We start from the raw sequence: 26,853 nt of genomic DNA on the forward strand, positions 1-26,853 counted from the left end.
TTGACATGAGTGGCAACTTCCTCGCCCTGGCGCAGCCGGGCGTGCAACAACTCTCGCCTTACGTTCCAGGCAAGCCTGTGGACGAGTTGGCCCGTGAGTTGAATCTGGACCCGTCCAAGATCGTCAAGCTGGCCAGTAACGAAAACCCGCTGGGGCCGAGCCCCAAAGTGTTGGCAGCGATTCGTGAAGAGCTGGCCGAGCTGACCCGCTATCCCGATGGCAACGGCTTTGCGCTCAAGTCTTTGCTGGCGGACAAGTGCCGGGTCGAGCTGAATCAAGTGACCTTGGGTAACGGCTCCAACGACATCCTTGAGCTGGTCGGCCGTGCCTACCTGGCGCCAGGTTTGAACGCGGTGTTCAGCGAACACGCGTTTGCGGTCTACCCGATCGTGACCCAGGCGGTGGGGGCGGATGCTCGCGTGATTCCTGCCAAGGACTGGGGCCATGATCTGCCGGCGATGCTGGCGGCCATTGATGAGCACACCCGCGTGGTGTTTATCGCCAACCCGAACAACCCGACCGGCACCTGGTTTGACGAGCAGGCACTGAACGAATTCCTGCAGGATGTGCCGGAGCACGTGTTGGTCGTGCTGGACGAAGCCTACATCGAGTACGCCGAAGGCAGCGACTTGCCCGACGGCCTGGATTTCCTCGCGGCCTACCCGAACCTGCTGGTGTCGCGTACGTTCTCCAAGGCTTACGGCCTGGCGTCGCTGCGGGTCGGTTATGGCTTGTCCACGCCCGTGGTCGCCGATGTGCTGAACCGCGTGCGTCAGCCGTTCAACGTCAACAGCCTGGCCCTGGCGGCCGCCTGTGCGGCGGTGAAGGATGCCGAATACCTGGAAGAAGGCCGTCGCCTCAACGAAAGCGGCATGCTGCAGTTGCAGGAAGGCTTTCGTGAGCTGGGCCTGGGCTGGATTCCGTCCAAGGGCAACTTCATCTGCGTCGACCTCGGCCAAGTGGCCGCGCCGGTGTTCCAGGGTTTGCTGCGCGAGGGCGTGATTGTGCGCCCGGTGGCCAACTACGGCATGCCGAACCACCTGCGTATCACCATCGGTTTGCCGGCTCAGAACAGCCGCTTCCTTGAGGCGCTGGCCAAGGTTCTGGCCCGTGGTTGATGTCACTGCATTGCAACCTGCTGTGCCTATGATCGGTCGCCTGGTGGTGGTCGGCCTGGGGTTGATCGGTGGCTCCTTCGCCAAGGGCCTGCGTGAAAGCGGGCTGTGTGGCGAAGTGGTGGGCGTGGACCTCGACCCGCAATCGCGCACGTTGGCGGTGGAGTTGGGGGTGGTGGACCGCTGTGAGGCGGACCTGGCCGTTGCGTGCCAGGGCGCGGATGTGATCCAGCTCGCCGTGCCGATCCTGGCCATGGAGAAATTGCTGGCGGTACTGGCGGGTATGGACCTGGGGCAAGCAATTCTTACCGATGTGGGCAGCGCCAAAGGCAACGTGGTGCGCGCTGCACAACGGGCGTTTGGTGGCATGCCGCCGCGCTTTGTGCCGGGCCATCCCATCGCGGGTTCCGAGCAGAGCGGGGTGGAGGCCTCCAATGCGCAGCTGTTCCGTCGGCATAAGGTCATCCTGACGCCGCTTGCGCAAACCGACCCAACAGCGTTGGCAGTGGTGGATCGTCTCTGGCGCGAGCTGGGCGCGGATGTAGAGCATATGCAGGTCGAGCGTCACGACGAAGTGTTGGCAGCGACCAGTCACTTGCCGCATCTGCTGGCATTTGGCTTGGTGGATTCGTTGGCCAAGCGCAACGAGAACCTCGAGATTTTCCGCTACGCCGCCGGCGGCTTCCGCGATTTTACGCGGATTGCCGGCAGCGATCCGGTGATGTGGCACGACATCTTCCTCGCCAATCGCGAAGCGGTGTTGCGCACCCTGGATACCTTCCGCAGTGACCTCGACGCCTTGCGCGACGCGGTGGATGCGGGAGACGGCCATCAACTGCTGGGCGTGTTCACCCGGGCACGGGTGGCGCGTGAACATTTCAGCAAGATCCTTGCGCGCCGGGCCTATATGGAAACCGCAGTGAACACCGATGACCTGACCTTCATCGCCAGCCCGGGTGGCCGCTTGAGCGGGCGCATCCGCGTGCCGGGTGACAAGTCGATCTCTCACCGTTCGATCATGTTGGGTTCGTTGGCCGAGGGTGTGACCGAGGTGGAAGGCTTCCTTGAGGGTGAAGACGCCCTGGCGACCTTGCAGGCCTTTCGCGACATGGGTGTGGTGATCGAGGGGCCGCACCATGGGCGCGTGACCATTCATGGCGTCGGCCTGCAGGGCCTGAAGGCTGCGCCGGGGCCGATCTACGTGGGCAATTCCGGCACGTCGATGCGTCTGTTGGCAGGCGTATTGGCGGCGCAGCGCTTCGACAGCGTGCTGACCGGCGATGCCTCGCTGTCCAAGCGCCCGATGAACCGCGTAGCCAAGCCGCTGCGGGAAATGGGCGCAATCATCGAAACCGGGCCGGACGGGCGTCCGCCACTGAGCATTCGTGGCGGGCAATCGCTCAAAGGCTTGAACTATGTATTGCCCATGGCCAGTGCCCAGGTGAAATCCTGCCTGTTGTTGGCGGGGTTGTACGCTGAGGGCAAAACCTCGGTGACCGAGCCTGCACCGACTCGCGACCACACCGAGCGCATGCTGCGCGGCTTTGGCTACCCGGTGGCGGTGCAGGGCGCGACGGCGTCGCTGGCGTCAGGGCATGGGTTGATCGCTACGCGTATTGAAGTGCCGGGGGACATTTCGTCTTCGGCGTTTTTCCTGGTGGCGGCCTCGATTGCCGAGGGCTCGGAGCTGTTGCTGGAGCATGTCGGTATCAATCCGACCCGCACCGGGGTAATCGATATCTTGCGGCTGATGGGGGCTGATATCACCCTCGAAAATCAGCGCGAGGTGGGCGGCGAGCCGGTTGCGGATTTACGTGTGCGTGCCGCCGCGCTCAAGGGCATCGAGATTCCAGCGGCCCTGGTGCCGTTGGCGATTGATGAGTTCCCCGTGCTGTTTATTGCTGCAGCTTGCGCTCAGGGCCGTACTGTTTTACGCGGGGCCGAGGAGCTGCGCCTCAAGGAGTCCGATCGCATCCAGGTCATGGCCGACGGTCTGTTGGCCTTGGGAGTGAAGTGTGAACCCACGCCTGATGGGATTATCATTGACGGTGGCCCGATGGGCGGCGGTGAAGTGCATGCCCATGGCGATCATCGGATTGCCATGGCGTTCAGTGTGGCTTCCCTGCGGGCGACGGCGCCTATTCGTATCCTTGACTGCGCCAATGTTGCGACGTCTTTTCCGAACTTTTTGACACTGTGTGCCCAAGTCGGCATCCGTGTTGCCCAAGAGGCTCAATTGTGAATATCAAAGCACCGGTGATTACCATCGACGGGCCTAGCGGCTCGGGCAAAGGCACAATCGCTGGCATTCTGGCCAAGCGCCTGGGTTGGTGCCTGCTGGACTCTGGCGCGCTGTACCGCCTGCTGGCGTTTGCCGCGCACAACCATGGTGTGGACCTGACCAACGAAGAATTGCTGACCAAACTTGCCGCCCATCTGGATGTGCAGTTCATTGCGGCGACCGAGGGTCAGTTGCAGCGCATCATTCTGGAAGGTGATGAGGTCAGCGATGTGATTCGCACCGAGAGTATCGGCGCGGGTGCCTCCCAAGTGGCCGCGCTGCCTGCCGTACGCGAGGCGCTGCTGCAGCGCCAGCGCGCATTCCAGGAAGCGCCGGGCCTAGTGGCCGATGGCCGCGACATGGGCACGGTGGTGTTTCCCGAGGCGCCGCTGAAGATTTTCCTGACCGCCAGCGCCGAGGAGCGGGCACGCCGCCGTTACTTGCAGTTGAAGGGCAAAGTCGATGGTGTTAGTCTGTCGAGTCTGCTAGATGAGATCCGTGCACGCGATGAGCGTGATACTCAGCGTGCGGTAGCCCCGCTCAAGCCGGCGGCTGACGCTATACAGCTGGATTCCACGGAGCTGTCCATCGAGCAGGTGCTGGAACGCATCATGAGTGAAATCGCCATTCGCGATATCGCCGGGTGATCAAGAAGGCCGCAGGGGACCAGTCATAGTCCTGCGGTGGCTTCTTTTAACTGAAACTGACCCACACCGTCTGGGGTGTGGAGATGGGCGTATTCTTCGCCCTTATCAACAGGAATTAAAATGAGCGAAAGCTTTGCGGAACTCTTTGAAGAAAGCCTAAAAACCCTGAACCTTCAGGCAGGCTCCATCATCACCGGTGTTATCGTTGATATCGATTACCAAGCTCGCTGGGTAACCGTTCACGCTGGTCTGAAGTCTGAAGCTCTGATCCCGCTGGAACAGTTCTACAACGATGCTGGTGACCTGACTATCAATGTCGGTGACGAAGTTCACGTTGCTCTGGACTCGGTTGAAGACGGTTTCGGTGAAACCAAGCTGTCCCGTGAAAAAGCCAAGCGCGCTGAATGCTGGATTGTTCTCGAAGCAGCCTTCGCAGCTGAAGAAGTGGTCAAGGGCGTTATCAACGGTAAGGTTAAAGGCGGCTTCACTGTCGACGTTAACGGCATCCGTGCGTTCCTGCCAGGTTCTTTGGTCGACGTTCGTCCAGTGCGCGACACCACGCACCTGGAAGGCAAAGAACTCGAATTCAAAGTCATCAAGCTCGACCAGAAGCGCAACAACGTTGTCGTTTCCCGTCGCAGCGTGCTGGAAGCAGAGAACTCCGCCGAGCGTGAAGCTCTGCTGGAATCCCTGCAGGAAGGCCAACAAGTCAAAGGTATCGTCAAGAACCTCACCGATTACGGCGCATTCGTCGATCTGGGTGGCGTCGATGGCCTGCTGCACATTACCGACATGGCTTGGAAGCGTATCAAGCATCCTTCCGAAATCGTCAACGTTGGCGACGAGATCGATGTCAAGGTTCTGAAGTACGATCGTGAGCGTAACCGCGTTTCCCTGGGCTTGAAGCAGCTGGGCGAAGATCCATGGGTTGCTATCAAAGCTCGTTACCCAGAAAGCACTCGCGTCACCGCGCGTGTTACCAACCTGACCGACTACGGCTGCTTCGCAGAGCTGGAAGAAGGCGTGGAAGGCCTGGTACACGTTTCCGAAATGGACTGGACCAACAAGAACATCCACCCTTCGAAAGTCGTACAAGTCGGCGACGAAGTGGAAGTTATGGTTCTGGACATCGACGAAGAGCGTCGTCGTATCTCCCTGGGCATCAAGCAGTGCAAATCTAACCCATGGGAAGATTTCTCTGGCCAGTTCAACAAGGGCGATAAAATCTCCGGCACCATCAAGTCGATCACCGATTTCGGTATCTTCATTGGTCTGGACGGCGGCATCGACGGCCTGGTTCACCTGTCCGACATCTCCTGGAACGAAGTTGGCGAAGAAGCTGTTCGTCGTTTCAAGAAGGGCGACGAGCTGGACACCGTTATCCTGTCGGTTGACCCAGAGCGCGAGCGCATCTCCCTGGGCATCAAGCAACTGGAAAGCGATCCGTTCTCCGAGTACGTTCAAGAGAACGACAAAGGCGCCATCGTTAAAGGCACTGTGAAAGAAGTTGACGCCAAAGGCGCCATCATCGTTCTGGCCGACGATATCGAAGCGACTCTGAAAGCCTCCGAAATCAGCCGTGACCGCGTTGAAGACGCGCGCAACGTTCTGAAAGAAGGCCAGGAAGTAGAAGCCAAGATCATCAGCGTTGACCGCAAGAGCCGCGTGATTCAGCTCTCCATCAAGTCGAAAGACGAAGTGGAAGAGAAAGAAGCTATCCAGAGCCTGAAAGAAGCTGCTCCGGAAGCTGCTGCTGACACCACCATGGCGGCACTGCTGCGCCAGGCAATGGCTAAGCAGAACTAAGTTCTGTAAAGCTGTAGAAAAAGGGCGACTTCGGTCGCCCTTTTTTGCGCCTGAAATTTGATGAAGCAACTGCACCGAACCAAGGCATTCAGCCCAATGTCAGAACTGACTATAGTCTTGAAAACGGCTATTTCGCGTTGCTGACTCAATAAGGGTTTGAATGAACAGAATTATCGTAATACTCGCTTTGCTGGTGGTTGCCGGCTGCTCCTCCACCAGTGCCAAGACCCACGCCAAGCGCGGCGTCAGCGGCATTGAGATCGACTGCTCTGGCCTGGGCAACAAGTGGGAAAAGTGCGAGAAGCGCGCCGCCCGTGAATGCAAGATGCAGGGCTACAAGGTCATTACCCGTTCCAGTGATGCCGAGGACGAAGAGGGTGACTACCTGTTCGGCTGGAACCCTGCTGGCGCGGTGACGCGGACCATGTTGGTGATCTGTAAGTAAGGGGTTGACCGCTCGCTGAGCATGTTTATTCAACCCCAGATAAGTTGACACATGGGCTGTTCAAATTCACCAACTCATGCTAAAACCTTCGGAGCGCTTTTCCTAGCTGCTTGAAAAAGAAGGGAAAAATATGACGAAGTCGGAGTTGATCGAACGAATTGTCACCCATCAAGGGCTGCTCTCATCCAAGGATGTGGAGCTGGCTATCAAGACCATGCTTGAGCAAATGTCCCAATGCCTGGCCACCGGAGATCGCATCGAAATCCGCGGCTTCGGCAGCTTCTCCCTGCACTACCGCGCACCCCGCGTAGGCCGCAACCCAAAAACCGGCCAATCCGTCAGCCTCGACGGCAAATTCGTTCCCCACTTCAAACCGGGCAAGGAATTGCGCGATCGGGTGAACGAAGAAGAGGAAGAAGGCGTCTGAGTGTTTTTGGGGAAGGAGAAGGGTATGCGTGGGGTTAAGCGCGTTGTTGCGGTGTTGATTGCGGTGCTGGCGGTGTTGGTGGTTTTGGCGTTTGTGCTGGAGAACCAGCAGGGCGTGGCACTGTCGTTCCTGGGGTGGAGTACTGCGCAGATGCCGGTGGCGGTGTTTGTGGTGGTGGCTTTGATTGTGGGGATGGTGATTGGGCCGGTGTTGGGGGTTTTTGTGCGTAGGCGTCGGGGTAAGGCGGTGGTTTAGGGTTTAGTTTTAGGCGGATGGGAAGGGCGGGTATTGGCGACCGTTTGTCAGAAACCATGCCATGTCGCGCGCTTTGAACTGCCTACCTACCTAGCCCTGTTGGTTGCGACAGTTCTCCTAGAAAATCAGAATCGCCTGACAGACATGTCAAGACTTGTAATATGCCAAAGAGATGGCAGAATGGAATCTGTTCTCGATAACAGGCATTTTGTGCGCTCAAAATTTGGCAGAGACGCTGGGTTTTGGCGGTCAACCAATTAGAATAAAAAAACGCAATTTTGTCTGCATAACGAGCCCGCAGTTTCTCTTTGAAGGCAGGTTTTTGTTGTGAGTAGTAGCTTCCGCGTTCCTTCTGTACCTCCCTCTGGCGAAGTTGATATTGCCGCAGTTTTTCAAGCTGTTTGGCAGCAGAAATTCCTTGTTTTATTTGTGTCCGTGGGGGTAACACTGGCTGCGGCAGCCTATGCCTTCACTGCGAAACCTGAATACCAAGTAAGTAGTGTGTTGCGTCCTGCGGCCATTAACGAACTGGATGCCTTGAATCGGTCGGAAGTCTACCAATTGCCGCCAGGTGATGCGCTCATCAAAGTAGGTGCGTCGTTAGAGTCCTATGAGACCCGACTCAATTTCTTCAGGGCCAACCAGGCGTTGTTCAAGCCTTTCGAGCGACCAGGGCGCACGCTTGAACAAAGCTTTGATGCCTTTAATCGCGACTCCCTCAAGTTGGTTCTGCCTGACCCGAAAAAATCTGATTCATTAAGTGCGTACATTGGGCTTGGACTCAACTACCCGAAAGGTATTGATGGCGTCAGCGTGCTTAACAAATTCGTTGATTATGCTATCGATGCCGAGCGTGAACAGATCGCCGCTGATTTGCGGGTAATTGTAAAAAATCGCCTGACCGAGCTGGAAGGAAAGATCGAAGCTGCCCGGTCCAGCTACAAGACAGATAAGGATGCGCGAATTGCGACGCTCCAAGAGGCTGATAATCTTAAGCGAGCACAGTTGCAGGACGAGTTGAAAGCCTTGCGTCAGCAGATCAAGACTGCGCGGCAAGACCGGATTGCGCAATTGGGCGAGGCAATCGCGATTGCCAAATCTCTCGGCATCGAGAAGCCGACGACACCGTCCGCGCTGGGTGAAAAAACGGGTGGTTCCAGCGAGAGCAGCAGCGTGATGCGAACAGAGATTAATAACCAGCAGATACCGCTGTATTTCATGGGTGTCGAAGCACTGTCGGCTGAGCGCACGGCGTTATTGCAACGCAAGTCTGATGATTTTACTGAGGGCCGAATTGCCCAAATTGCTCGTGAGTTGCAATTGCTGCAGAGCAATCGGGAAATTGAGGTGTTGAAGCAGCGTCAGAACGAAGACCTGTTTCTTTCGGGGGTCGAGCCCCTGAGGGCCGAAGTCGTACGCCTGAAAAATTTGGGCAATCTCGATATCAGCAATATGAAGCTGGTCACAATAGATCGTAAAGCGCTTGAGCCACTCAGGCCTGTGAGCCCCAATAAAATATTGATACTGGCCATTGGAGTATTGGTGGGGGGGATCCTGGGTGTTCTAGCCGCACTGATCAGGCATTTTATCATCAGTGGTCGTCGCGCCAAACAGCAAGAGGTCACGCCTGTGCTTGCTGGTGCTGCAGGTAAGTCATTGCACGAGAGGGTGATATCGTAATTGCGCCCCTCGCGCACCTAGCAAGCCATGATCGTAGAGGTCATGGCTCACTATTGACCCCGGTCTAGCTTTTACTGGGTACCTTCATTTGCGATTCAATAACAACTCATCTCCCTGTGTTTAGCCCTTGCTGTCCTCCAAGGCGTTTTTGGTCCGGCATGCGTGACCTGTGTCACGCCAGGAGATGGCATATTGCCATTTGTTCGGTCGGCCTCTACCCCCTACAAGACTTTTCACTGTTCGTTTTGTTGGTGGGGGGGAGCGCTGTATCATCACGTTCTTTGTGGCGCTCGTGAATGCTGTGTCGGTATAGGAAGGACTTGCTCTGACATGGTGTCAGATGTGGCTTGGGATGAGTCGTATTTTGTCGGTAATAATCGAGTAAACCTCTGCCCGAATGGGGGGGATCTGAACGTTAAGGATGTGTTTTAGATATGACAATGTTGAAGCGTAAGGGGATCATTCTTGCCGGAGGTGCGGGTACCCGTCTGTACCCACTGACGCTGGGAGTGTCTAAGCAAATGCTCCCCATTTATGACAAACCGATGATTTTTTATCCGCTGTCGGTGTTGATGCTGGCAGGCATCCGTGAAATTTTGATTATCTCGACGCCCGATGACCTGCCAGGATTCAGGAAATTGCTGGGTGATGGCAGCCAGTATGGTGTGCAACTAAGTTATGCAGAGCAACCCAATCCCGATGGCTTGGCACAGGCGTTCATCATCGGCGAGAAGTTTATCGGCACAGATCCCGTATGCCTGATCCTTGGCGACAATATTTTCTACGGCCAGCATTTTTCCGACAATCTACGATCTGCCATGTCGCAGACATCCGGCGCCACGGTCTTTGGCTATCACGTATCAGATCCAGAACGCTTTGGCGTGGTTGAGTTTGACCAAGCCGGGCGTGTACTCAGCATCGAAGAGAAGCCCGCCAAACCCAAGTCGAACTATGCGGTCACGGGGTTGTATTTTTACGATAACCAAGTGGTGGAGGTCGCTAAAAGTATTCGCCCCTCATCACGTGGTGAACTTGAAATTACCGATGTGAACCGTGTTTATCTTGAGCAAAAAAGTCTGACTGTTGAAATGTTGGGCCGAGGCTTTGCTTGGCTGGACACTGGGACACATGAGTCACTGCTGGAAGCGAGTCAGTTTGTGCACACTATTGAGCACCGGCAGGGCTTGAAGGTGGCTTGCCTTGAAGAAATCGCTTTCAATGCCGGCTGGATCTCGCCAGAACAATTGGCGACCCAAGTGCAGCACTTGAGCAAGACGGGATACGGCCAATACCTGCGGAACCTTCTGACTGAGCATAAGAGCTGATGAAGTTTATAGAAACCAAGCTGGCCGGTGTGGTTATCATTGAGCCCAAAGTATTCGCGGATGACCGTGGATGGTTTATGGAAAGTTTCAATGAGCCGTTGTTTCATGAACAACTCGCCGAGTTTGGTCACCCCATCCCGCGACCATTTGTGCAAGACAATCACTCCTGCTCAAAAAAGCACGTCTTAAGAGGGCTTCATTTTCAGCGTGATCCTCATGCCCAGGGCAAATTGGTACGAGTTACCGCAGGTAGCGCCTATGACGTGGCGGTGGATATCAGAAAGGGCTCGGAAACATTTGGTCAGTGGCTGGGGGTTGAACTCTCCGCAAAAAATGGCCGGATGCTTTGGATTCCAGAGGGGTTTGCACACGGCTTTTTGGCGTTGGAGGACAATACTGAGTTTCTCTACAAGACCACAGATACCTATTCCAAGGCTTGTGAGCAATCGATCAACTGGAATGACCCCGCCATTGGCATCCAATGGCCAGTGACTGAAGGGTTGATCATCAGTCAGAAGGATGAAGAGGCACCGTTGCTCTCGCAAGTAGTGTGCTCTGTTTCGGCACTGACGGGCAATGTGACGTCGAGTGAGTTGCAAGTAATTGGAGATGACCGTGGCAGCCTGATTGCCCTGGAGCAAGGGCGTGATATCCCGTTCGACGTCAGGCGAGCCTATTATATTTTCAATACCAAGGCGGGCATCAGCAGAGGCTCGCATGCGCATTTCAGGTTGGAGCAGTACATTATCTGCTTGTCAGGCAAATGCAGAATTCTGATCGATGACGGCGTGAAGCAGGAATCGATATGGCTGGATGCCCCGAATAAGGCCATTCACATCAAGAAACTGATTTGGCGCGAGATGCACGACTTCAGTGAAGATTGCGTTTTGCTGGTATTTGCAAGCAATCATTACGATGAAGGCGACTATTTGCGAAATTACGATGATTTCATGCGTGCGGTGAAACGATACGCTTGATTGAGCAAGACGCTTGATGCGATCCGGGGTTGGAAAGCCAGCCTTAAATAACGCGGGCCCATCAAGCGGCTACAGATTGCGGGGCGCAGCAACCGCTGCGCCTTCATGCACCCATAACGAAGCACCGACGTCAGGTATTTTTGATGATTCCATTTCTCGATTTAAAAGCATTGAACGCGGCTCATCGTGAAGAGCTCATTGAAGCGGCGACACGTGTCATTGATTCGGGTTGGTATATTCAAGGCGAATGCCTCAAGCGCTTCGAGGAAGAGTTCACGGCGTACACCGGTGCCCGTCACACGGTGGGGGTTGCGAACGGTCTGGATGCATTGATTTTGACCATCCGTGCGTGGAAAGAGCTGGGGAAGCTCAAAGATCACGATGAAGTGATAGTGCCAGCCAATACCTACATTGCCACATTACTGGCCATCACCGAGAACGAGCTGACGCCGGTTTTGGTTGAGCCTGACGCAGACACCTATAACTTGTGCCCCAAGAATATAGAGCGAGCGTTGACTGACAAAACTCGATTGATCATGCCTGTCCACCTCTATGGACAGTTGGCTGACATGCCCGCAATAGATGCAATTGCCAAGCGTGAGAACCTGCTGGTACTAGAAGATTCTGCTCAAGCTCACGGAGCGCAAGTGGCAGGCAAGAGTGCGGGCAATTGGGGTGATGCGTCAGGATTCAGTTTTTACCCGGGCAAGAACCTAGGGGCGTTGGGAGATGCAGGGGCCATTACCTCCAGTGATGCCGAACTGGTCAATATGATTCAGGCACTTCGAAACTATGGTTCTCATGAGAAATACAAGAATCTGGTGCAGGGCGTAAACAGCCGGCTGGACGAGATTCAGGCTGCTATGTTGAGCGTGAAGCTCAAATATTTGCAGGGTCAGATCGAGGCGCGTCGACGCGTTGCCGCTATCTACATGGCGGGAATAAAGAATCCGTTGATCAAACTGCCATTGGATTCCAGTGTTGATGTGATGAATCATATCTCGCACGTGTGGCATCTTTTTGTAGTGCGATCCGAGGTGCGAGAGGCGCTGCAGAGTCATTTGACTGAGTCAGGTGTTCAAACATTAATTCATTACCCAATACCACCTCATCAGCAACAGGCTTATGCGAAGTCGGACTTTTTCAATAAATCATTTCCTATCACAGAACGTATCCACCGGGAAGTATTAAGCTTGCCGATCAGTCCGGTGATGACCGACGCTGACGCTCAGCGTGTCGTTGAGGCCTGCAATAGCTTTTCTGTAGACGCCTGATATGACGCTGCTTCGAACTAGCTTCCTCAACGGTATTGCCGTCATTATCAAGATGCTCACGTTGCTGGGCATTAACAAAATGCTCGCCATTTATGTGGGACCTTCCGGGTATGCTGCGTTAGGCCAGTTTCAAAATGCTGTGCAAATGGTAACGACGTTTTCGACTGGCGCTATCAGCAATGGGGTGACTAAATACACTGCTGAATATAAAGACGATGAAGACGCACAGCGTCGGGTGTGGCGTACTGCGGGAACGATTGCGTTAATCGGCTCGGTTGTAACTTCCATACTGATTGTCTGTTTCAGCAAGCCGCTGGCGGTGTGGTGTTTTAATGATGAGTCTTTGTACAGCGTCTTTATTTGGTGCGCTGCTACAGTTGTATTTTTCTCGTTCAATACCTTGCTGCTCGCCATTCTCAATGGCAAAAAGGAAATCAGCCGATATATCCTGGCCAATATCGGCGGGAGTCTCCTTTCCTTACTGGTCACTATCATCATGGTCGTACAATACGGTCTCTATGGTGCATTGATCTCCCTAGTGCTCTATCAATCCATCGCCTTTTTTGTGACGTGTTTACTGTGCTATAGAACACCGTGGTTTCGGTTTTCGAATCTGCTCGGTCGGTTGGACAAGCAAATTGCCATAAATTTGACCAAGTTTACCGCCATGGCACTCACTACGGCGGCATGTGTGCCAGTCAGCCATATTTTGGTGCGGAACTATCTCGGATCGGAGTTTGGTTGGGAGACCGCTGGATATTGGGAGGCCATGTGGCGTCTCAGTACCGCCTATCTGCTGTTGGTGACAACAACGTTGGGCTTGTATTTTCTGCCTAAGTTGTCAGAACTGATCAATCCGGAGGATATCAGGAAGGAGATCGTGCAAGGCTATAAGCTGATTTTGCCCGTTGCGATGATCTGTGGATTGGTGATTTACCTCTTGAGAGACTTCATTATCGGCTTACTGTTTACCAGTGCATTCAGCCCCATGAGAGACTTCTTCGCATGGCAGATGCTGGGCGACACGCTGAAGATCGCTAGTTGGATACTTGCCTACCTGATGCTGGGCAAGGCGATGGTTAAGATGTACATCGTTACAGAAGTGATTTTTGCGTTCGGGTTTTATCTGCTGACAATCGTGTTGACAAAGGTAGGTGGGCCGATTGGCGTAACGTGGGCTCATGCGGTTAACTACGGTTTTTACTTGGTAGTCATGTACTTTCTTATTTATAGAAAGCTAAATCAAAATAATGCTGTATGAGGTCTTTTTGCCCATGAGTCGCTTGCTATCCTCACTTCGCGATTTAATTTTAACGCAAAAAGATATCAATAAGAGTATCGAGTTGGCCGAGGCCTATGGCGCCATACTTTGGGCGGTTGATAAAGGCATCTACGATGATCCAGAACTGGAGATTTTACTAGCCGGCAGGTGCATGAGCTTCGTTCATGAAGATGACGTTGACGCACCTTCGAAAGATTGTATTCATGTGATATCCGAGCCTTATTTGATCGGAGGGCATACCCGGCTGATGGAGCAGCTTGCTACGATGCACTCGGAAAAGCCTGACCTGTTGATAACCCGCCAAAGTGATGAAGCTGCGATTGAGCGTACTCGTGTCTTTTTTAATGAGTGCACTGTCTTACAGTTTCATACGCCGTTGCAAAAAATCACTGAAATTATCGAGTGCCTGAAGGCCTATAAGCGGGTGGTTTTGCATATCCATCCGGACGACATGACTACGGTCATTGCCTGCAATATTCTAAAAGGCATGACGAATGCAAAAGTCTTTTTTGTAAATCATGCGGATCATGTATTCACTTACGGCAGTTCGATTGCTGACGTCTATTTCGAAATCAGCACGTTTGGCCAGCAGCGGGATAAAAAGAAAAGTATTTCAGGATCGAAGTCCTTTTTGGGCATCCCGTTGAACACTCGCTTAGTCAAAAAAGCACATCGTCTGCCTGCGAAAGGTGATGCATTGAACTTTTTTAGCGCGGCGTCCCCCTTCAAATTCAAACCAGTCAAACACTATGATTCAAGGCCGACGATTCACCGGGTTTTGTCAGAGTTTAAAAGCGCCACTTTCTGGATAGTTGGAGCTAATCCCTATACCAATATTTGGTGGTGGCCGTTAAAGCTTAAGTATTGGCGGCGCTTTAGAATTTTATCGTCAGTGCCGTATGAAAGTTATCTGAAACTTCTGGAAGGCGCTGACTTTTACGTGGATAGCTATCCTACACCCGGCGGTACCGCATTTGCGGAGCAGCTCGTGAGCGGTCGTCGCTGCGTGGGTCTTCGCGCGCCGATACAAGGTTATTCGCCTGCGGACAATCTTAAAAGTAAGAACGTAGACGATTTAATGACGAGTATTCTCCAGTGTGACAATGACCCTGCGGTAATTGAGTCAGTTTACGCCGTGAATGGCTATGACGCCGTTAAGGCCCGCTACCTAGCGTGTCTCTATGACGATGTGTTATGCGCTAACGAGATGGAGCACTATGTTGCATGGTCGGGGGATGTTGCTGCCTATGAACAGGCAGGGAAAATTACCTCAGCTATTCCCCCAGTGGTAATTGCAAAGTTGATAAGTTTCGATAAGGGATTTTTGTTGGCTGTGTTGCGTGAGTTGAGTGCAGTGCAGAAAATTAAGATGGTATTTAAGTTGCTAATTTTGAAGATTAAAAGTTTAGCCGGGAAAGCCGTAGGGTCGGTTAAGGTATGAGGGCGTTAGCGCTGCGTTTTTTTATAATATTGCTCTTGTTTTCGGATTACCTTATCTTGACCTTCCATGCGCCTGCTGTTTTTGCGGCCTGGCGCGAGGGCGCGGTACTGTTCTATATTCTGCTGACAGTGCTGATCGTGTTTTTTCAGGCCGGTACTCAGCATTCGATACCGCGCAAGTATAAAGAACAGTTGCTGATATTTGCTTTTTTTCTCATATTTTATGTGCTGTGCGGTGAGCTTACCGATGGATCATTTCGCATGTTTCGCTCCTTTGCCATGCCTATTATTTTTGCGCTGATGGTGAATGCGATATGTCGGGATTTAGAGCTTGAAGTAAAACTGAGGTTGATGTTTTCCACGCTGGTGGCCATGACTTTTGTTTGTGGTGGTTATGCCGTTTATCAATTTCTCACTATCACTGATGCTGAGCAGTTCTGGTATTGGCCACTGCTAACGGAAAAAGGATTTGAATTGGAGGCGTACAACTCCATGAGGGAGGGGAGTGCCAGGATGTCCGGGTTCTTTACCGGTACCCTTGAATTCAATGCCTTTGTTTTGAATACTGCACTATTTGCCAGCTGTCTGCTCGTGCAGGCAATCAGGAAACGAAAGTACACCTTAAGTTTAATCGGGTATGTGCTGGTCGCTGTTTTTTCGATGCTGGTGATTTGTTACGGCTCAGTCAGAACTGCCGTTATCGGAATGGTATCTGCGATATTCTTTTTGATCGTATTACAGTTGTTCAAGCGGAAACGGCTTATTAGCGCGTTGGGCTACAGCTATTTCGTGATGTTTACAAGTTCCATATTTCTGTACCTGGCCTTGGGGTACACCGACGATTTATCCGCCTTGGACCGCGTAAGGCAGTGGTACGTGGTTCTCGAATCATTGGGCTCCATGCCGTTGGGCCTGGGCTTCGGTGCCATAGGACCTGGTCAGGCACACTGGTATGATTCGTTGTGGTTGAATCTCCTGGCTTCCGCCGGCTATCTTGGTCTGACCATTATGATCGGCCTGATCCTATTTTACGCTAAGGTCGTCGCGGTGACGCAGCAGTTACGTGCAGGAGGAAGCGCGTTTATGTCTGGCGTCGCTGACTATCTAGTGATCAGCTACCCATTTTTCCTTAGCAGTTTCTTCTTCCAGTCCTACACGAATAGTGTCGTATTGTATCTATTTGTGCTGGTTATAGTGGTGGTAATGTATGACTCAAAATATCGTAAAATCTAAGCTTTCGATATTGATTGTTCTTTATAAGCGGCATTATAAGGATTCGTCTGCTATAACAACATTGCTGCAGAGCGCCAGCTATTTTTGTGAAAAAGGCATTGAAGTTGATTTTTTTGTGTGGAATAACACGCCACAGTGTTCGCCCCGTTTGGTTAGGGATGGGTTGACTTGGCTGGAAGGTAATAATGAAGGGTTGTCTCATATCTATAATCGTGTTGCCGCTCAGGCGTTTGCGGCCGGTGCGACACATTTCATGATTTCAGATGATGATACTGATTATTCCGCGGAGAATTATGTTGGCGAGATTGCCAGTGCAATTGAATTTGAAGCGAAGTCGTCACCGGATGCATTTGGTATAATGCTGCCTAAGATTTACTCGGAGGGCAAACTCGTGAGTCCGGGTGCGCGGTTCTGGTTTTTTGGCCGATTGTTACTGGCAGTTGAAAGTGGGATGAACACATCACTTAATAAACTTGGCATCAACAGTGGTTTGATTTTTACCAAGGCTTGTTACGAAAGAATGACGCCGCTCTTTGATGAGCGGCTAAAGTTCTATGCAACTGACACAGAGTTTTTTGTGAGGTACGAGACCTACTATTCACATTTTTATGTGCTAGATACTGTCTTGCAGCATGACCTTTCTGAGCATACGTCGGATAGTCCTGGGCGCGCTATTTTTCGATTTCAGGAAATGATTCGAGGTTTCCGAGTTATGTTCGAACGAAAAAGTTTCCTGTTTCACTGTGTGGTGGAAGCTTACTTGGTTGTTTCCTCAGTGAAGAAAAGTGTTTCGTACAGAGATATCGGATTTATTCGCTCATACATGTCATCTTTTAAAGAGAAAAAATAATGTTGATAGAGTTGGTTGAATTTCTTTCTTTAAAGGTAAGGAAACGGGGCATCAAAATTGATAGGCGCATTCCTGACGGCTACCTCTTTGATTTCGTCTTATCTAAAGCGTACATGGCGATCAACGGATTCCTGAAATTTAGGCGGCTATCAGTCACTCTGGTGGGAAAGCGTGTCACGGTGAAGGCAAGGTCGATGATCTTCGGTGGCAAAGGGCTTGTCATAGATGATGGGTGCTATATCGATGCTTTGGCGGTCCAAGGGATCACGTTCGGTAGCGGGGTTTCTTTAAAGAAAAATGTTACTATTGAGTGCACCGGTAGTCTGACCAATTTGGGCAAGGGGCTTTCTATTGGAAACAATGTTGGCATCGGCAGCGGTAGCTTTTTGGGCTGTGCGGGTGGTATTTCCATAGGCAATGACACAATCATTGGTAACTACGTGTCCTTCCATTCGGAAAATCATAATTTTGCTGAACCTTCGACGCCTATTCGTCTTCAGGGTGTGAGTCATGTAGGGATTCAAATAGGTAACAATTGCTGGCTCGGTGCTAAAGTGACCGTGTTGGATGGTGTTATCCTTGAGGAAGGTTGTATTGTTGCGGCCGGAGCAGTATTAAAAGCAGGACGATACGGCGCTAATTCAATTTACGCTGGTGTGCCTGCAAAGCGAATAAAAGAGCGTAGTTAAAAGGATCTGTAGTGAAAAAAATTATATTCTTTCATTTGCTTAACGATTACAGCGGCAGCCCAAAAGTCCTTTCTCAAGTTATTGATACGGTATCAGGTAAGGGGGTTGATGCTGAGTTGTATTTAGGAGGCAAACGTAATGATGGTTTTCTTTCGTCCGTTCCTTGCGTTCAAAGGCGCTATTTCTACAAGCGGTTTGAAAGTAAATATCTCACATTGCTAAGCTATACATTTTCGCAGGTTGTTTTGTTTTTTAAACTTCTGAAATACAGAAATTCTTCAGCGGTATTTTATATTAACACTTTGCTGCCTTTTGGTGCTGCGTTGGCCGGCAGGGTTTTAGGCGTTCAGGTTGTTTATCATATTCACGAAGCATCTATTCGTCCAAAACCGTTAAGGTATTTTTTGCGTTGGGTGGTTAAAATAACTGCAAGTCATAATATATATGTTTCAAATTTTCTAGCGCAAACAGAAGCTGTTCCAGCTATTAAAGGTAGTGTTGTTTACAACTCCATTCCGCGCAGCTTGAGTTGCATCGCAGCGGCTTATGTTTACCAGTCTTTGCCAGGCGGGAAATTTAGTGTGCTGATGATTTGCTCTCTGAAAGGCTATAAAGGCGTCAATGAATTTGTACGGATTGCTCATCTGCTCAACGGTCGCCAAAAAATTGATTTTACGCTGATTTTGGGTGCTACTAAAACGGAGATTTCCGACTTTTTTTCTAACACTAAGCTGCCTGAAAACTTGACGATAGTTTCTAATTGTACTGACGTTGCATCGTATTACAAAAAGGCTAGTGTTCTGCTCAGTCTGTCAAAGCCAGATGAGTGTGTGGAGACGTTTGGACTAACCATCCTTGAAGCCCTTTCATTTGGGATTCCATGTATAGTGCCGCCAGTAGGAGGGCCCATTGAACTGGTGTCCGAAGACTCTGAGGGGTACTTAATGGCTTCTGATCGAGTCGAAGATATTGCTGCCAAACTGGTATTTCTCCAAGAAAACCCGGATGTTTGTTACCGCCTATCTGAAGCGGCGAGGGTGAAGTCACTTAGTTTCTCAAGTGAACAATTTGAAAGTGGTGTGCTCGGGGTGTTTGATGAGATTTAAATTTGCAGTCATTGGCACGGTTGGCCTTCCCGCACAATACGGTGGGTGGGAAACGCTGTCAGAGCAACTAGTGACCTACCTGGATCGTGAGTACGAGATTTCGGTGTATTGCAGCTCGAAATCCTACGTGTCTCAACCGAAGAAGTACGGCAATGCTGATTTGATTTATGTACCGTTGAAGGCCAATGGTGTGCAAAGCATTCCCTATGACATAGTCAGCATGTTGCATGCTTATCGAAAAAATGATGTGTTGGTAATTCTCGGGGTTTCCGGTTGTATTGCACTTCCATTCATCAAAATGCTGACGAAGAAAAAGATCGTCGTCAATATTGATGGCTATGAATGGAAGCGGGCAAAGTGGTCGCCCCTGGCCAAGAAGTTCTTGAAGTTTTCGGAGGCTGTGGCAGTCAAGTATTCTGACGCCGTGGTCACTGATAATCAGGTTCTTCAGGACTATGTGCGTAGCGAATACGGTCGAGAAAGTACCCTTATTGCCTATGGTGGTGATCAGGCCAAAACTCGTGCATTGACTGACGAAGATCGGGCACGCTATCCGTTTCTAAAAAATCCCTATGCGTTTTCTGTCTGCAGGATTGAACCTGAAAATAATATCCATATTGTTGTCGAAGCCTTCCACACGAGCGGACTTCCCCTGGTCATCGTCGGCAATTGGAAGCAGAGTGAATATGGCAAGGCTCTCCAGGATAAATACTCAGGCGCAGAGAACCTCCACCTGCTGGACCCCATCTACAACGGTGATGAACTGAGCCCGTTGCGCAGTAATGCCACTATTTATATTCACGGTCACAGTGCAGGTGGAACCAACCCGTCCCTGGTGGAGGCAATGTGGTTGAGCCTGCCGATCATCGCATTCGATGTGTCGTTCAACCGTGCATCTACCGAGGACGGTGCCAAGTTCTTCGCTTCCAGTGAGTCGCTTATAGATCATGCTTCCATGCTATTCGCTGACGAAGCGGCGCGGGCAGAGCTGAGTAAAAAAATGCATGAGATTGCAGTTCGTCGTTATCGTTGGGAAGGGGTATCTTCTCAATACGATAAATTATTCAAACAACTGCTGTCATCCGATAGGGCTTGATCATGTCCGATGGTTTGAGTGGCACCACAATTTCTCAAATGCCGAAGACTCTTCTAACCGGCGGCACAGGTTTTGTAGGACGCCCCCTGCTTGAGGCCTTGGTCAATGCCAACTACCCGGTTGTCAACGTGACGCGAAAACACGCGGCCACTGTGCTCCCAGGTGTTCAGCATTGCATTATTTCATCGCTGTCAGAGGACAACGACTGGAGTGTCGCATTGCAGGGAGTGGAAGTTGTAATCCACTCCGCGGGTCGTGCTCACATCATGAACGAAACGCATAGCAATCCGTTGCAGGCCTTTCGACAGGTGAACGTTGATGCCACGCTCAATCTCGCCCGGCAGGCCGCGCAAGCTGGCATTAAGCGGTTCATCTATATCAGCTCTGTCAAGGTCAACGGTGAGGAGACCGACGGCCGCCGTGCTTTCAAGCCTTCGGATGCCCCCGCACCGCTTGACGATTATGGCTTGTCCAAGCTCGAGGCCGAGCAGGCATTGATGGCGCTGGCGGGGAAAACCTCAATGGACGTGGTAATCATCAGGCCTGTGTTGGTGTACGGCCCGGGTGTAAAGGCAAACTTTGAAAAGATGTTAGCTACCGTTAGCAAAGGCCTTCCTTTGCCACTGCGTACAATTAATAATCGTCGGAGTCTGGTGTTTATCGATAATTTGATCGATTTGATTTGCGTGTGCATTCATCACCCCAAGGCAGCTAATCGCGTCTTTCTGGTCAGTGATGGTGAAGACTTATCGATAGGCCAGATCCTGGAAAAGCTTGCTGTGGCGATGAACAAAAAATCCCACATATTTGCGTTCCCGCAATCTCTCTTGGGGCTGGCCGCATCGATGGTGGGCAAGAAAGAATTTTTTCAACGCCTGTGCGGGTCGCTTCAAGTAGATATTACGGATACGCAAGAAATTTTGGACTGGGTGCCGCCTGTCAGCGTTGATGAAGCCTTTGCTATTACGGCTCGTTATTATCAAGATGCGCATAATGGAATCTCCCATGGCTAATCTAGAAGAGAGCCTCAACGACAGGCATAATAACTTCAATTTTATCCGCATGGTTGCGGCCTCTTTTGTTCTGGTTTCTCACGCCTATCCGCTTTCGCGTGGGCCCGGCGAGGTCGAGCCGCTGGTAGCTCAACTTGGTATCTCGCTTGGAGGGCTAGGCGTATTTACCTTTTTTTGTATTTCTGGATTTTTTATATCGCTGAGTTATCAGCGATCAAAAAGTGCGGTTGATTTTGTCGTTGCGAGATTTTTACGGCTGTATCCAGCGCTGCTGGTGGTGCTGGTTTTAAGCGCCTGTGTCATAGGCCCGATTTTTTCAACTCTGAACGCCCATGATTATTTCTCCTCATCGGAAGTCTATAGTTATGTGACGGCCAACTTGAAATTGAAGAGTATTCAGTTCCAGTTGCCTGGCTTGTTCCAGGACAATCCATACCCGGGGATCAATGGGTCGTTGTGGACGCTGTATTATGAAGTCTTGCTGTACGCCTTGGTTTTGGTACTGGGGATCTTGGGTCTTTTGAAAAGGCTACGCCGTATTTCAGTGTTTTTTGTGGTGTACTTCTTATTTTATTTTACATTTAAATTTTTGCTGCAGGCGGAATTTATCAGTCCAGGTTTCCAGACGCGTACATGGGTGCAGTGGAGTTTCGCATTCGTGATAGGTATGCTGCTTTATGCATACAGGTTCAATATTCGCCTAGATTATCGTATAGTCGGCACCTGTTGGTTAGTGACGCTTTTCTTATACGCGTCGCCTGTTTTTGTTGAGGCTTTTGTAGCGGCCTGGAGTTACTCAGTATTCTGGGTCGCCTTCAATACGCAATGGTTTGCTCGTCAGTTTAATCGGTGGGGAGACTATTCTTATGGCCTTTATATCTACGCCTTTCCAACGCAAGAGATTTTAGCGCACGTCTGGAAGGGTATATCGCCAGTGACGATGATCCTGGTGGCTTTGCCACTAGCGCTTATTCCCGCAGTACTTTCCTGGCACTTTATTGAGCATCCTTGTATTTTGCGTAAAAAGGCAATCGCCGAGCGATTGTCTCAATCACTCGCCAACGTGGCGAGAATGGTTACTCAGTACTCAACTCGATAGCTCTGAATTTAAAGGTTGGTGTTCAACATGAAGCGTTTTTTTGATCTTTTGCTGAGCTTTTTTGCATTGCTCATACTCCTCATCCCGATTGTACTTGTTACCGTCGCGGTAAAGTTGACGTCAAAAGGACCTGCTCTGTATTGGTCCGATCGGGTGGGGATGAATAATGCCGTCTTCAAGATGCCAAAGTTTCGCTCAATGCGCACGGGAACCCCAGCGGTCGCCACGCATTTGCTGCAGGACCCGGCTCAGTACCTTACGCCGATTGGAAATTTCCTAAGAAAGTCCAGTCTGGATGAGTTGCCTCAGTTGTGGAGCATCATTGCGGGTGACATGAGTTTTGTCGGGCCTAGGCCGGCGCTTTTCAACCAGGCAGATCTTATTGCCTTGCGTACCGAACAAGGCGTACATCTCATCCGGCCGGGTCTCACGGGCTGGGCGCAGGTGAACGGACGGGACGAGTTGCCGATACCGGTTAAGGTTGGCTATGATGCCTATTACGCCAAAAATATGGGTTTGCTTTTCGATCTGAAAATCCTGTTTTTGACAGCTTTGAAGGTGCTCAAGCGCGATGGCGTTTCCCATTGAAGCTGTAGGACGTATATGGCTGGCTTGTTCAGGCAGGCACCGTACAGTGTGTTTTTTGTTCTGCGTTTATTGCGCGGTCGACAAGAATTTTGATCTAACGCAAGGACCGTAGGTGAATCATGATTAACCGGTTGCGCACTTGGCTATTGAAACTGCCTCGTCACAAGAAACGACTGATACAGGTAGTTGCGGACGTTGTCCTGGTTTTTCTGGCGCTGTGGATGGCGTTTGTTGTTCGCCTCGGCATTGATGAGATGATCAACCCGGTCAAAATGCATCTTTGGCTGTTCTTGGCTGCACCGGTGGTGGCTATTCCGCTTTTTATTCGCTTTGGTATGTATCGTGCTGTCATGCGTTATTTTGGCAATGATGCACTGGTAGCGATTATCAAGGCTGTCAGTCTTTCATCACTGATTCTAGGTGTCGTGGTCTATTGGTATAGCAACCATCAAAATGTCGTGCCCCGCTCGATCATCTTCAACTATTGGTGGTTAAGCTTGATCATGGTCGGCGGTTTACGCTTGACCATGCGCCAATACTTTTTGGGCGATTGGTTTGCGGCGGCACAACATGTGCCTTTTACCAACCGTGAAGACGGTCTTCCGCGTGTCGCGATCTATGGTGCAGGTGCGGCGGGCAATCAACTGGTCGCAGCATTGCGCATGGGGCGCGTTATGCGGCCAGTGGCGTTCATCGATGACGATACCACTATCTCCGATCGTGTCATTTCCGGGCTTCAAGTCTATAAGCCCAAGCATATCCAGCGCATGATTGATGTCACGGGAGCGCAGGAAGTTCTCTTGGCCATTCCATCGTCAAGCCGCGGGCGGCGCCGTGAGATTCTTGGTTTTCTGGAGGGCTTCCCCCTCCACGTTCGCAGCGTTCCCGGTTTCATGGACCTTGCCAGCGGCCGAGTCAAAGTTGACGATATTCAAGAAGTCGATATCGCTGACTTACTCGGCCGTGATTCGGTGCCTGCTCAAGATGAACTGCTTGAGCACTGCATCAAAGGGCTGAATGTGCTTGTAACTGGGGCGGGCGGGTCAATTGGTTCTGAGCTGTGCCGGCAAATTCTCGAACTCAAGCCTATGACCCTGCTGTTGTTCGAGCACAGTGAGTTCAATCTCTACAGCATTCTTTCTGAGCTGGAACAGCGTATTACCCGCAATTCATTGCCGGTCAAATTGCTCCCTATATTGGGGTCCGTGCGTGATCAGGCAAAGTTGCTTGACGTGATGAAGACCTGGCGTGTCGACACGGTTTACCACGCGGCGGCGTATAAGCATGTACCCATTGTCGAGCACAACATTGCAGAAGGTGTGTTGAATAATGTTATTGGCACACTGAACACCGCCCAAGCGGCACTTCAGGCCGGCGCATCGAATTTTGTCCTGATCTCGACGGATAAGGCTGTTCGACCAACCAATGTCATGGGTAGCACCAAGCGTCTGGCTGAACTCACCCTTCAAGCTTTGAGTCGTGAGCTTGCCCCCGTGCTGTTCGGTGACAATTCCAATGTCTCCCGGGTGAATAAAACCCGCTTCACGATGGTGAGATTCGGCAATGTTCTGGGCTCTTCGGGCTCTGTAATCCCGTTGTTCCACAAGCAGATCAAATCTGGCGGTCCGTTAACGGTTACCCACCCGAAAATAACCCGCTACTTCATGACCATTCCCGAAGCGGCGCAACTGGTCATACAGGCTGGGTCCATGGGCCTTGGGGGGGATGTGTTCGTCCTCGATATGGGCGAACCCGTGAAGATTATCGAGCTGGCCGAAAAGATGATTCATCTGTCCGGGTTGAGTGTACGTTCTGACAAGAACCCTCACGGTGACATCGCTATCGAGTTCTCGGGTTTGCGTCCTGGGGAAAAGCTGTACGAAGAGTTGTTGATCGGTGACAACGTGGTGGCAACGCAGCACCCAATGATCATGAGCGCCAACGAGGATCATTTGCCTTGGGAGACGCTAAAGGTCAAGTTGACGGAATTGCTCACAGCAGTTGAGCAGGATGACTATAGCCGTGTTCGCCAACTGTTACGTGACACTGTCAGTGGCTATACTCCGGATGGTGAGATTGTTGATTGGATCTACCAACAACGGCGTCTTGAACCGTGAATTAAATATTTCATGTTGGGGCTGGCATGGTAGTTAGTATATCGAGCCTTCGATTACTTTTTTGCTAGTAATAAGCCGGTCGTTGACCGGCTTATTAGTTACAAGAGTGAAGCGCTAAACTGTTTTTTTTGCGTGGGCGCTTATTATTTTTGCCGGGTTACCTACAACGGTTGCATTGGCAGGCACCGACCGGGTCACTACAGCCCCAGCGCCCACCATTGCATTTTCACCGATCTCTAAACCAGGCAAAATGGTGCAATTGGCACCCAAGGACGCACCTTTACCTACGACAGTGCGATCGAAGCGTTCAGGATAGACCTTGCTTCTCGGGTATATATCATTGGTGAACGTGACATTCGGGCCAATAAATACGTCATCGGAAATTGTTATACCGTCCCAGATTTGTACACCGCACTTGATCGTAACGCGATCTCCAATAGTAACGTCGTTTTCAATGAAGACGTGGTCGCAGACATTACAATCTGTTCCTATTTTTGCGTTGGGCAAAATATGCGTAAATGCCCAAATTCTCGAGCCTTTGCCAATGTGTGCCGATTCACACAATGCATGAGAGTGTACGAAGTAGTCTTTGGAGTCGCTCATTTTTGCTCTATCTGCCTTGGGCTTAAAGTTTAATAGTTTCTCGGAAAGGCAAACGATTTTCCATTTTTTTTCGGTGTGTTTTTTATTTGACGGACGGTTGGCGTGGTACACCGCACATCGAAAGCCATGCGACGCGCTTCATTCGTGAATTTTTCGGCTCATTTACTGGTTTGATCAGCGGCTTTGGAGACGGCTTTTTCTGCCAAAAGCGTCGCGCCATCCAATTGGAAATGGCTTCTTTGTGTTTGAGGGAATGGTTAAACACACTCTGTAACCGACTCGCTTTTGACTCTCTCCCAGCATCATCTAATTTTGAAAAGCAGCTTCGGAAAAGCTGCTTTTTCTCTTACCGATGTCATGGAGCGTCACCAATGCAAAACCTCTACCTCTCATCCCTCATCTTCGCTTTCCTCACCAGCCTCTCCGTCGCCACCACCGCTGCGCCGTCCATCAAGCCGGAACCCCCAACCCCTATCTCCACCCAAATGGCCAAGACCGAGCAATCCACCAAGGTCAACCTCAACGCCGCCGACGCCGAAACCCTGCGCCGTGATCTGTTCGGCATTGGTGCTTCCAAGGCGAAGGCAATCATCGCCTATCGCGAGAGCAACGGCCCGTTCACGGCGGTGGATGAGTTACTGGAGGTGAAAGGCATCGGCAAGGCATTGCTGGAAAAGAATCGCGACAGGCTGGTTATTAATTGAGGATCTGAAAACAGCGCGGAGGGCCGGTCATACACCGGCCTTTCCTTTAACTAACGGACCTTGCGATTTCCTCACTGACGCAGCATTGGCACGAAACGTGGTTACCTCTTCCTCAGTGATTGTTCAACAATCTCGAGGTAACGATGCCACTCACCCTATCTTTAGCCGACCAGATCGCCCTGGAACTACGCGCCGACATCATCGGTGGCCGCTTGTTACCAGGCATGCCGCTGATCGAGGTGGACCTGGTCAAGGTCTACAGCGCGTCCCGCAATACAATTCGCGAGGCGCTGCATCGTCTAGGCCAGGAGGGCCTTACTCGCTATGTCCGCAACAAGGGCGTCATGGTTCGGCGCCTGGAGCGAGCAGAAGTACGCGACCTCTTCGTAGTCCGCCGCACCCTGGAATTGCAGGCCATAGCCCAAAGCGGCCCGCTGACGGACGCTCAATCGACACGTATGCAAAACGCCATCGACGCCACCACCCTGGCGCGGGAGCGGGAAGATTGGCGAGCCGTGGCCACCCACAGTCTTATGTTTCACCAACAGATCGTCGCGTTGATGGGCAGCCCGTTGTTCGACGAGTTCTTCGCCCAGGTAATAGCCCAGCTGCGTCTGGCGTTCTGCGCCGCGCCGGATGAGCAGCGGTTTCAGTCACCCTGGCTGGAGCGTGACCATGAGATATACACACTGCTAACCCACAACCAAACCCAGGCCGCCAGCGAGGCGATGAGTCTGTACCTGGATGACTCGGAACACCTTTCCCTCGCCCTGTTTGATCACCCATGATGGAGGATTGACC

The 26,853-nt window shown here is 51.5% G+C and carries 25 protein-coding genes and 1 pseudogene; 25 read left to right on the forward strand and 1 reads right to left on the reverse strand.

The window, feature by feature from the left end:
• Positions 1–5 precede the first annotated feature (5 nt).
• From hisC to N2A98_RS08290, 23 genes and pseudogenes are all read left to right on the forward strand, one after another.
• On the forward strand, positions 6–1,118 hold the full coding sequence (gene hisC / locus N2A98_RS08180) for a histidinol-phosphate transaminase (RefSeq protein WP_275623243.1): 1,113 nt from the start codon (positions 6–8) through the stop codon (positions 1,116–1,118).
• Positions 1,119–1,146: 28 nt separating this feature from the next.
• A complete protein-coding gene (locus N2A98_RS08185; protein ID WP_275623595.1) occupies positions 1,147–3,357 on the forward strand; it encodes a bifunctional prephenate dehydrogenase/3-phosphoshikimate 1-carboxyvinyltransferase in 2,211 nt (736 codons plus the stop codon).
• Positions 3,354–4,043: a (d)CMP kinase gene (cmk, locus tag N2A98_RS08190; protein ID WP_003189772.1), complete on the forward strand. Its 690-nt coding sequence runs from the start codon at positions 3,354–3,356 to the stop codon at positions 4,041–4,043. Before N2A98_RS08185 ends, cmk begins: the two co-directional genes overlap by 4 nt.
• Positions 4,044–4,163: 120 nt before the next feature.
• Positions 4,164–5,849 (forward strand): 30S ribosomal protein S1, encoded by a 1,686-nt coding sequence (gene rpsA, locus N2A98_RS08195; protein WP_003189774.1) that lies wholly within the window; start codon positions 4,164–4,166, stop codon positions 5,847–5,849.
• Positions 5,850–6,009: 160 nt separating this feature from the next.
• Positions 6,010–6,294: a hypothetical protein gene (locus tag N2A98_RS08200; RefSeq protein ID WP_275623244.1), complete on the forward strand. Its 285-nt coding sequence runs from the start codon at positions 6,010–6,012 to the stop codon at positions 6,292–6,294.
• A gap of 130 nt (positions 6,295–6,424) precedes the next feature.
• Positions 6,425–6,721 (forward strand): integration host factor subunit beta, encoded by a 297-nt coding sequence (ihfB, locus tag N2A98_RS08205; RefSeq protein ID WP_003189779.1) that lies wholly within the window; start codon positions 6,425–6,427, stop codon positions 6,719–6,721.
• 24 nt (positions 6,722–6,745) lie between these two features.
• Positions 6,746–6,976, forward strand: coding sequence for a LapA family protein (locus tag N2A98_RS08210; RefSeq protein ID WP_275623245.1), 231 nt, complete (start codon positions 6,746–6,748; stop codon positions 6,974–6,976).
• Positions 6,977–7,303: 327 nt separating this feature from the next.
• Positions 7,304–8,656, forward strand: a complete 1,353-nt coding sequence (locus N2A98_RS08215) for a Wzz/FepE/Etk N-terminal domain-containing protein (RefSeq protein ID WP_069557167.1) — start codon at positions 7,304–7,306, stop codon at positions 8,654–8,656.
• Between the two features lie 434 nt (positions 8,657–9,090).
• Positions 9,091–9,981, forward strand: a complete 891-nt coding sequence (rfbA, locus tag N2A98_RS08220; protein ID WP_069557168.1) for a glucose-1-phosphate thymidylyltransferase RfbA — start codon at positions 9,091–9,093, stop codon at positions 9,979–9,981.
• Positions 9,981–10,526, forward strand: a pseudogene (rfbC, locus tag N2A98_RS08225) (dTDP-4-dehydrorhamnose 3,5-epimerase); the annotation flags it as partial. The gene rfbA and the pseudogene rfbC, both read left to right, overlap by 1 nt.
• A 33-nt stretch (positions 10,527–10,559) precedes the next feature.
• A complete protein-coding gene (locus N2A98_RS08230; RefSeq protein WP_256557711.1) occupies positions 10,560–10,958 on the forward strand; it encodes an FdtA/QdtA family cupin domain-containing protein in 399 nt (132 codons plus the stop codon).
• Positions 10,959–11,101: 143 nt separating this feature from the next.
• Positions 11,102–12,232 (forward strand): DegT/DnrJ/EryC1/StrS family aminotransferase, encoded by a 1,131-nt coding sequence (locus tag N2A98_RS08235; RefSeq protein WP_069557170.1) that lies wholly within the window; start codon positions 11,102–11,104, stop codon positions 12,230–12,232.
• A gap of 1 nt (position 12,233) precedes the next feature.
• Positions 12,234–13,493, forward strand: coding sequence for an O-antigen translocase (locus N2A98_RS08240; protein WP_069557171.1), 1,260 nt, complete (start codon positions 12,234–12,236; stop codon positions 13,491–13,493).
• A 13-nt stretch (positions 13,494–13,506) separates the two neighbouring features.
• Positions 13,507–14,955, forward strand: a complete 1,449-nt coding sequence (locus N2A98_RS08245; protein WP_275623246.1) for a hypothetical protein — start codon at positions 13,507–13,509, stop codon at positions 14,953–14,955.
• Positions 14,956–15,011: 56 nt separating this feature from the next.
• A complete protein-coding gene (locus N2A98_RS08250) occupies positions 15,012–16,187 on the forward strand; it encodes a hypothetical protein (RefSeq protein WP_138762132.1) in 1,176 nt (391 codons plus the stop codon).
• Positions 16,162–17,037 carry a hypothetical protein gene (locus N2A98_RS08255; protein WP_069557173.1) on the forward strand — a complete coding sequence of 292 codons (876 nt, stop codon included), beginning with the start codon at positions 16,162–16,164 and terminating at the stop codon, positions 17,035–17,037. The genes N2A98_RS08250 and N2A98_RS08255 overlap by 26 nt, the downstream gene beginning before the upstream one ends.
• Entirely contained in the window at positions 17,037–17,726 is a 690-nt protein-coding gene (locus tag N2A98_RS08260) for a DapH/DapD/GlmU-related protein (protein ID WP_069557174.1), read from the forward strand. The genes N2A98_RS08255 and N2A98_RS08260 overlap by 1 nt, the downstream gene beginning before the upstream one ends.
• A gap of 11 nt (positions 17,727–17,737) precedes the next feature.
• Positions 17,738–18,832: a glycosyltransferase family 4 protein gene (locus N2A98_RS08265; protein ID WP_069557175.1), complete on the forward strand. Its 1,095-nt coding sequence runs from the start codon at positions 17,738–17,740 to the stop codon at positions 18,830–18,832.
• A complete protein-coding gene (locus N2A98_RS08270; RefSeq protein ID WP_078802753.1) occupies positions 18,822–19,928 on the forward strand; it encodes a DUF1972 domain-containing protein in 1,107 nt (368 codons plus the stop codon). The genes N2A98_RS08265 and N2A98_RS08270 overlap by 11 nt, the downstream gene beginning before the upstream one ends.
• Positions 19,929–19,930: 2 nt before the next feature.
• Positions 19,931–20,941, forward strand: coding sequence for an NAD-dependent epimerase/dehydratase family protein (locus tag N2A98_RS08275; RefSeq protein WP_256557710.1), 1,011 nt, complete (start codon positions 19,931–19,933; stop codon positions 20,939–20,941).
• A complete protein-coding gene (locus tag N2A98_RS08280) occupies positions 20,934–22,040 on the forward strand; it encodes an acyltransferase (RefSeq protein WP_069557177.1) in 1,107 nt (368 codons plus the stop codon). Before N2A98_RS08275 ends, N2A98_RS08280 begins: the two co-directional genes overlap by 8 nt.
• Before the next feature lie 27 nt (positions 22,041–22,067).
• Positions 22,068–22,628, forward strand: a complete 561-nt coding sequence (locus N2A98_RS08285) for a sugar transferase (RefSeq protein ID WP_069557178.1) — start codon at positions 22,068–22,070, stop codon at positions 22,626–22,628.
• Between the two features lie 119 nt (positions 22,629–22,747).
• Positions 22,748–24,745 carry a nucleoside-diphosphate sugar epimerase/dehydratase gene (locus N2A98_RS08290; protein ID WP_275623247.1) on the forward strand — a complete coding sequence of 666 codons (1,998 nt, stop codon included), beginning with the start codon at positions 22,748–22,750 and terminating at the stop codon, positions 24,743–24,745.
• 114 nt (positions 24,746–24,859) lie between these two features.
• On the opposite strand, the gene N2A98_RS08295 is transcribed toward N2A98_RS08290, so the two are convergent.
• The gene (locus N2A98_RS08295; protein ID WP_275623248.1) at positions 24,860–25,348 is read right to left on the reverse strand and encodes an acyltransferase; all 489 of its coding nucleotides are present in this window, start codon (positions 25,346–25,348) and stop codon (positions 24,860–24,862) included.
• A 371-nt stretch (positions 25,349–25,719) separates the two neighbouring features.
• Here N2A98_RS08295 and N2A98_RS08300 point away from each other — a divergent pair, with 371 nt between their 5' ends.
• Complete coding sequence (locus tag N2A98_RS08300; protein ID WP_275623249.1) at positions 25,720–26,052, forward strand: ComEA family DNA-binding protein; 333 nt, start codon at positions 25,720–25,722, stop codon at positions 26,050–26,052.
• A 143-nt stretch (positions 26,053–26,195) separates the two neighbouring features.
• Positions 26,196–26,840 (forward strand): GntR family transcriptional regulator, encoded by a 645-nt coding sequence (locus N2A98_RS08305; RefSeq protein WP_044272984.1) that lies wholly within the window; start codon positions 26,196–26,198, stop codon positions 26,838–26,840.
• Positions 26,841–26,853 lie beyond the last annotated feature (13 nt).

The organism is Pseudomonas sp. FJ2-5-13, assembly GCF_029201605.1.
Classification (GTDB): Bacteria; Pseudomonadota; Gammaproteobacteria; order Pseudomonadales; family Pseudomonadaceae; genus Aquipseudomonas; species Aquipseudomonas lactis.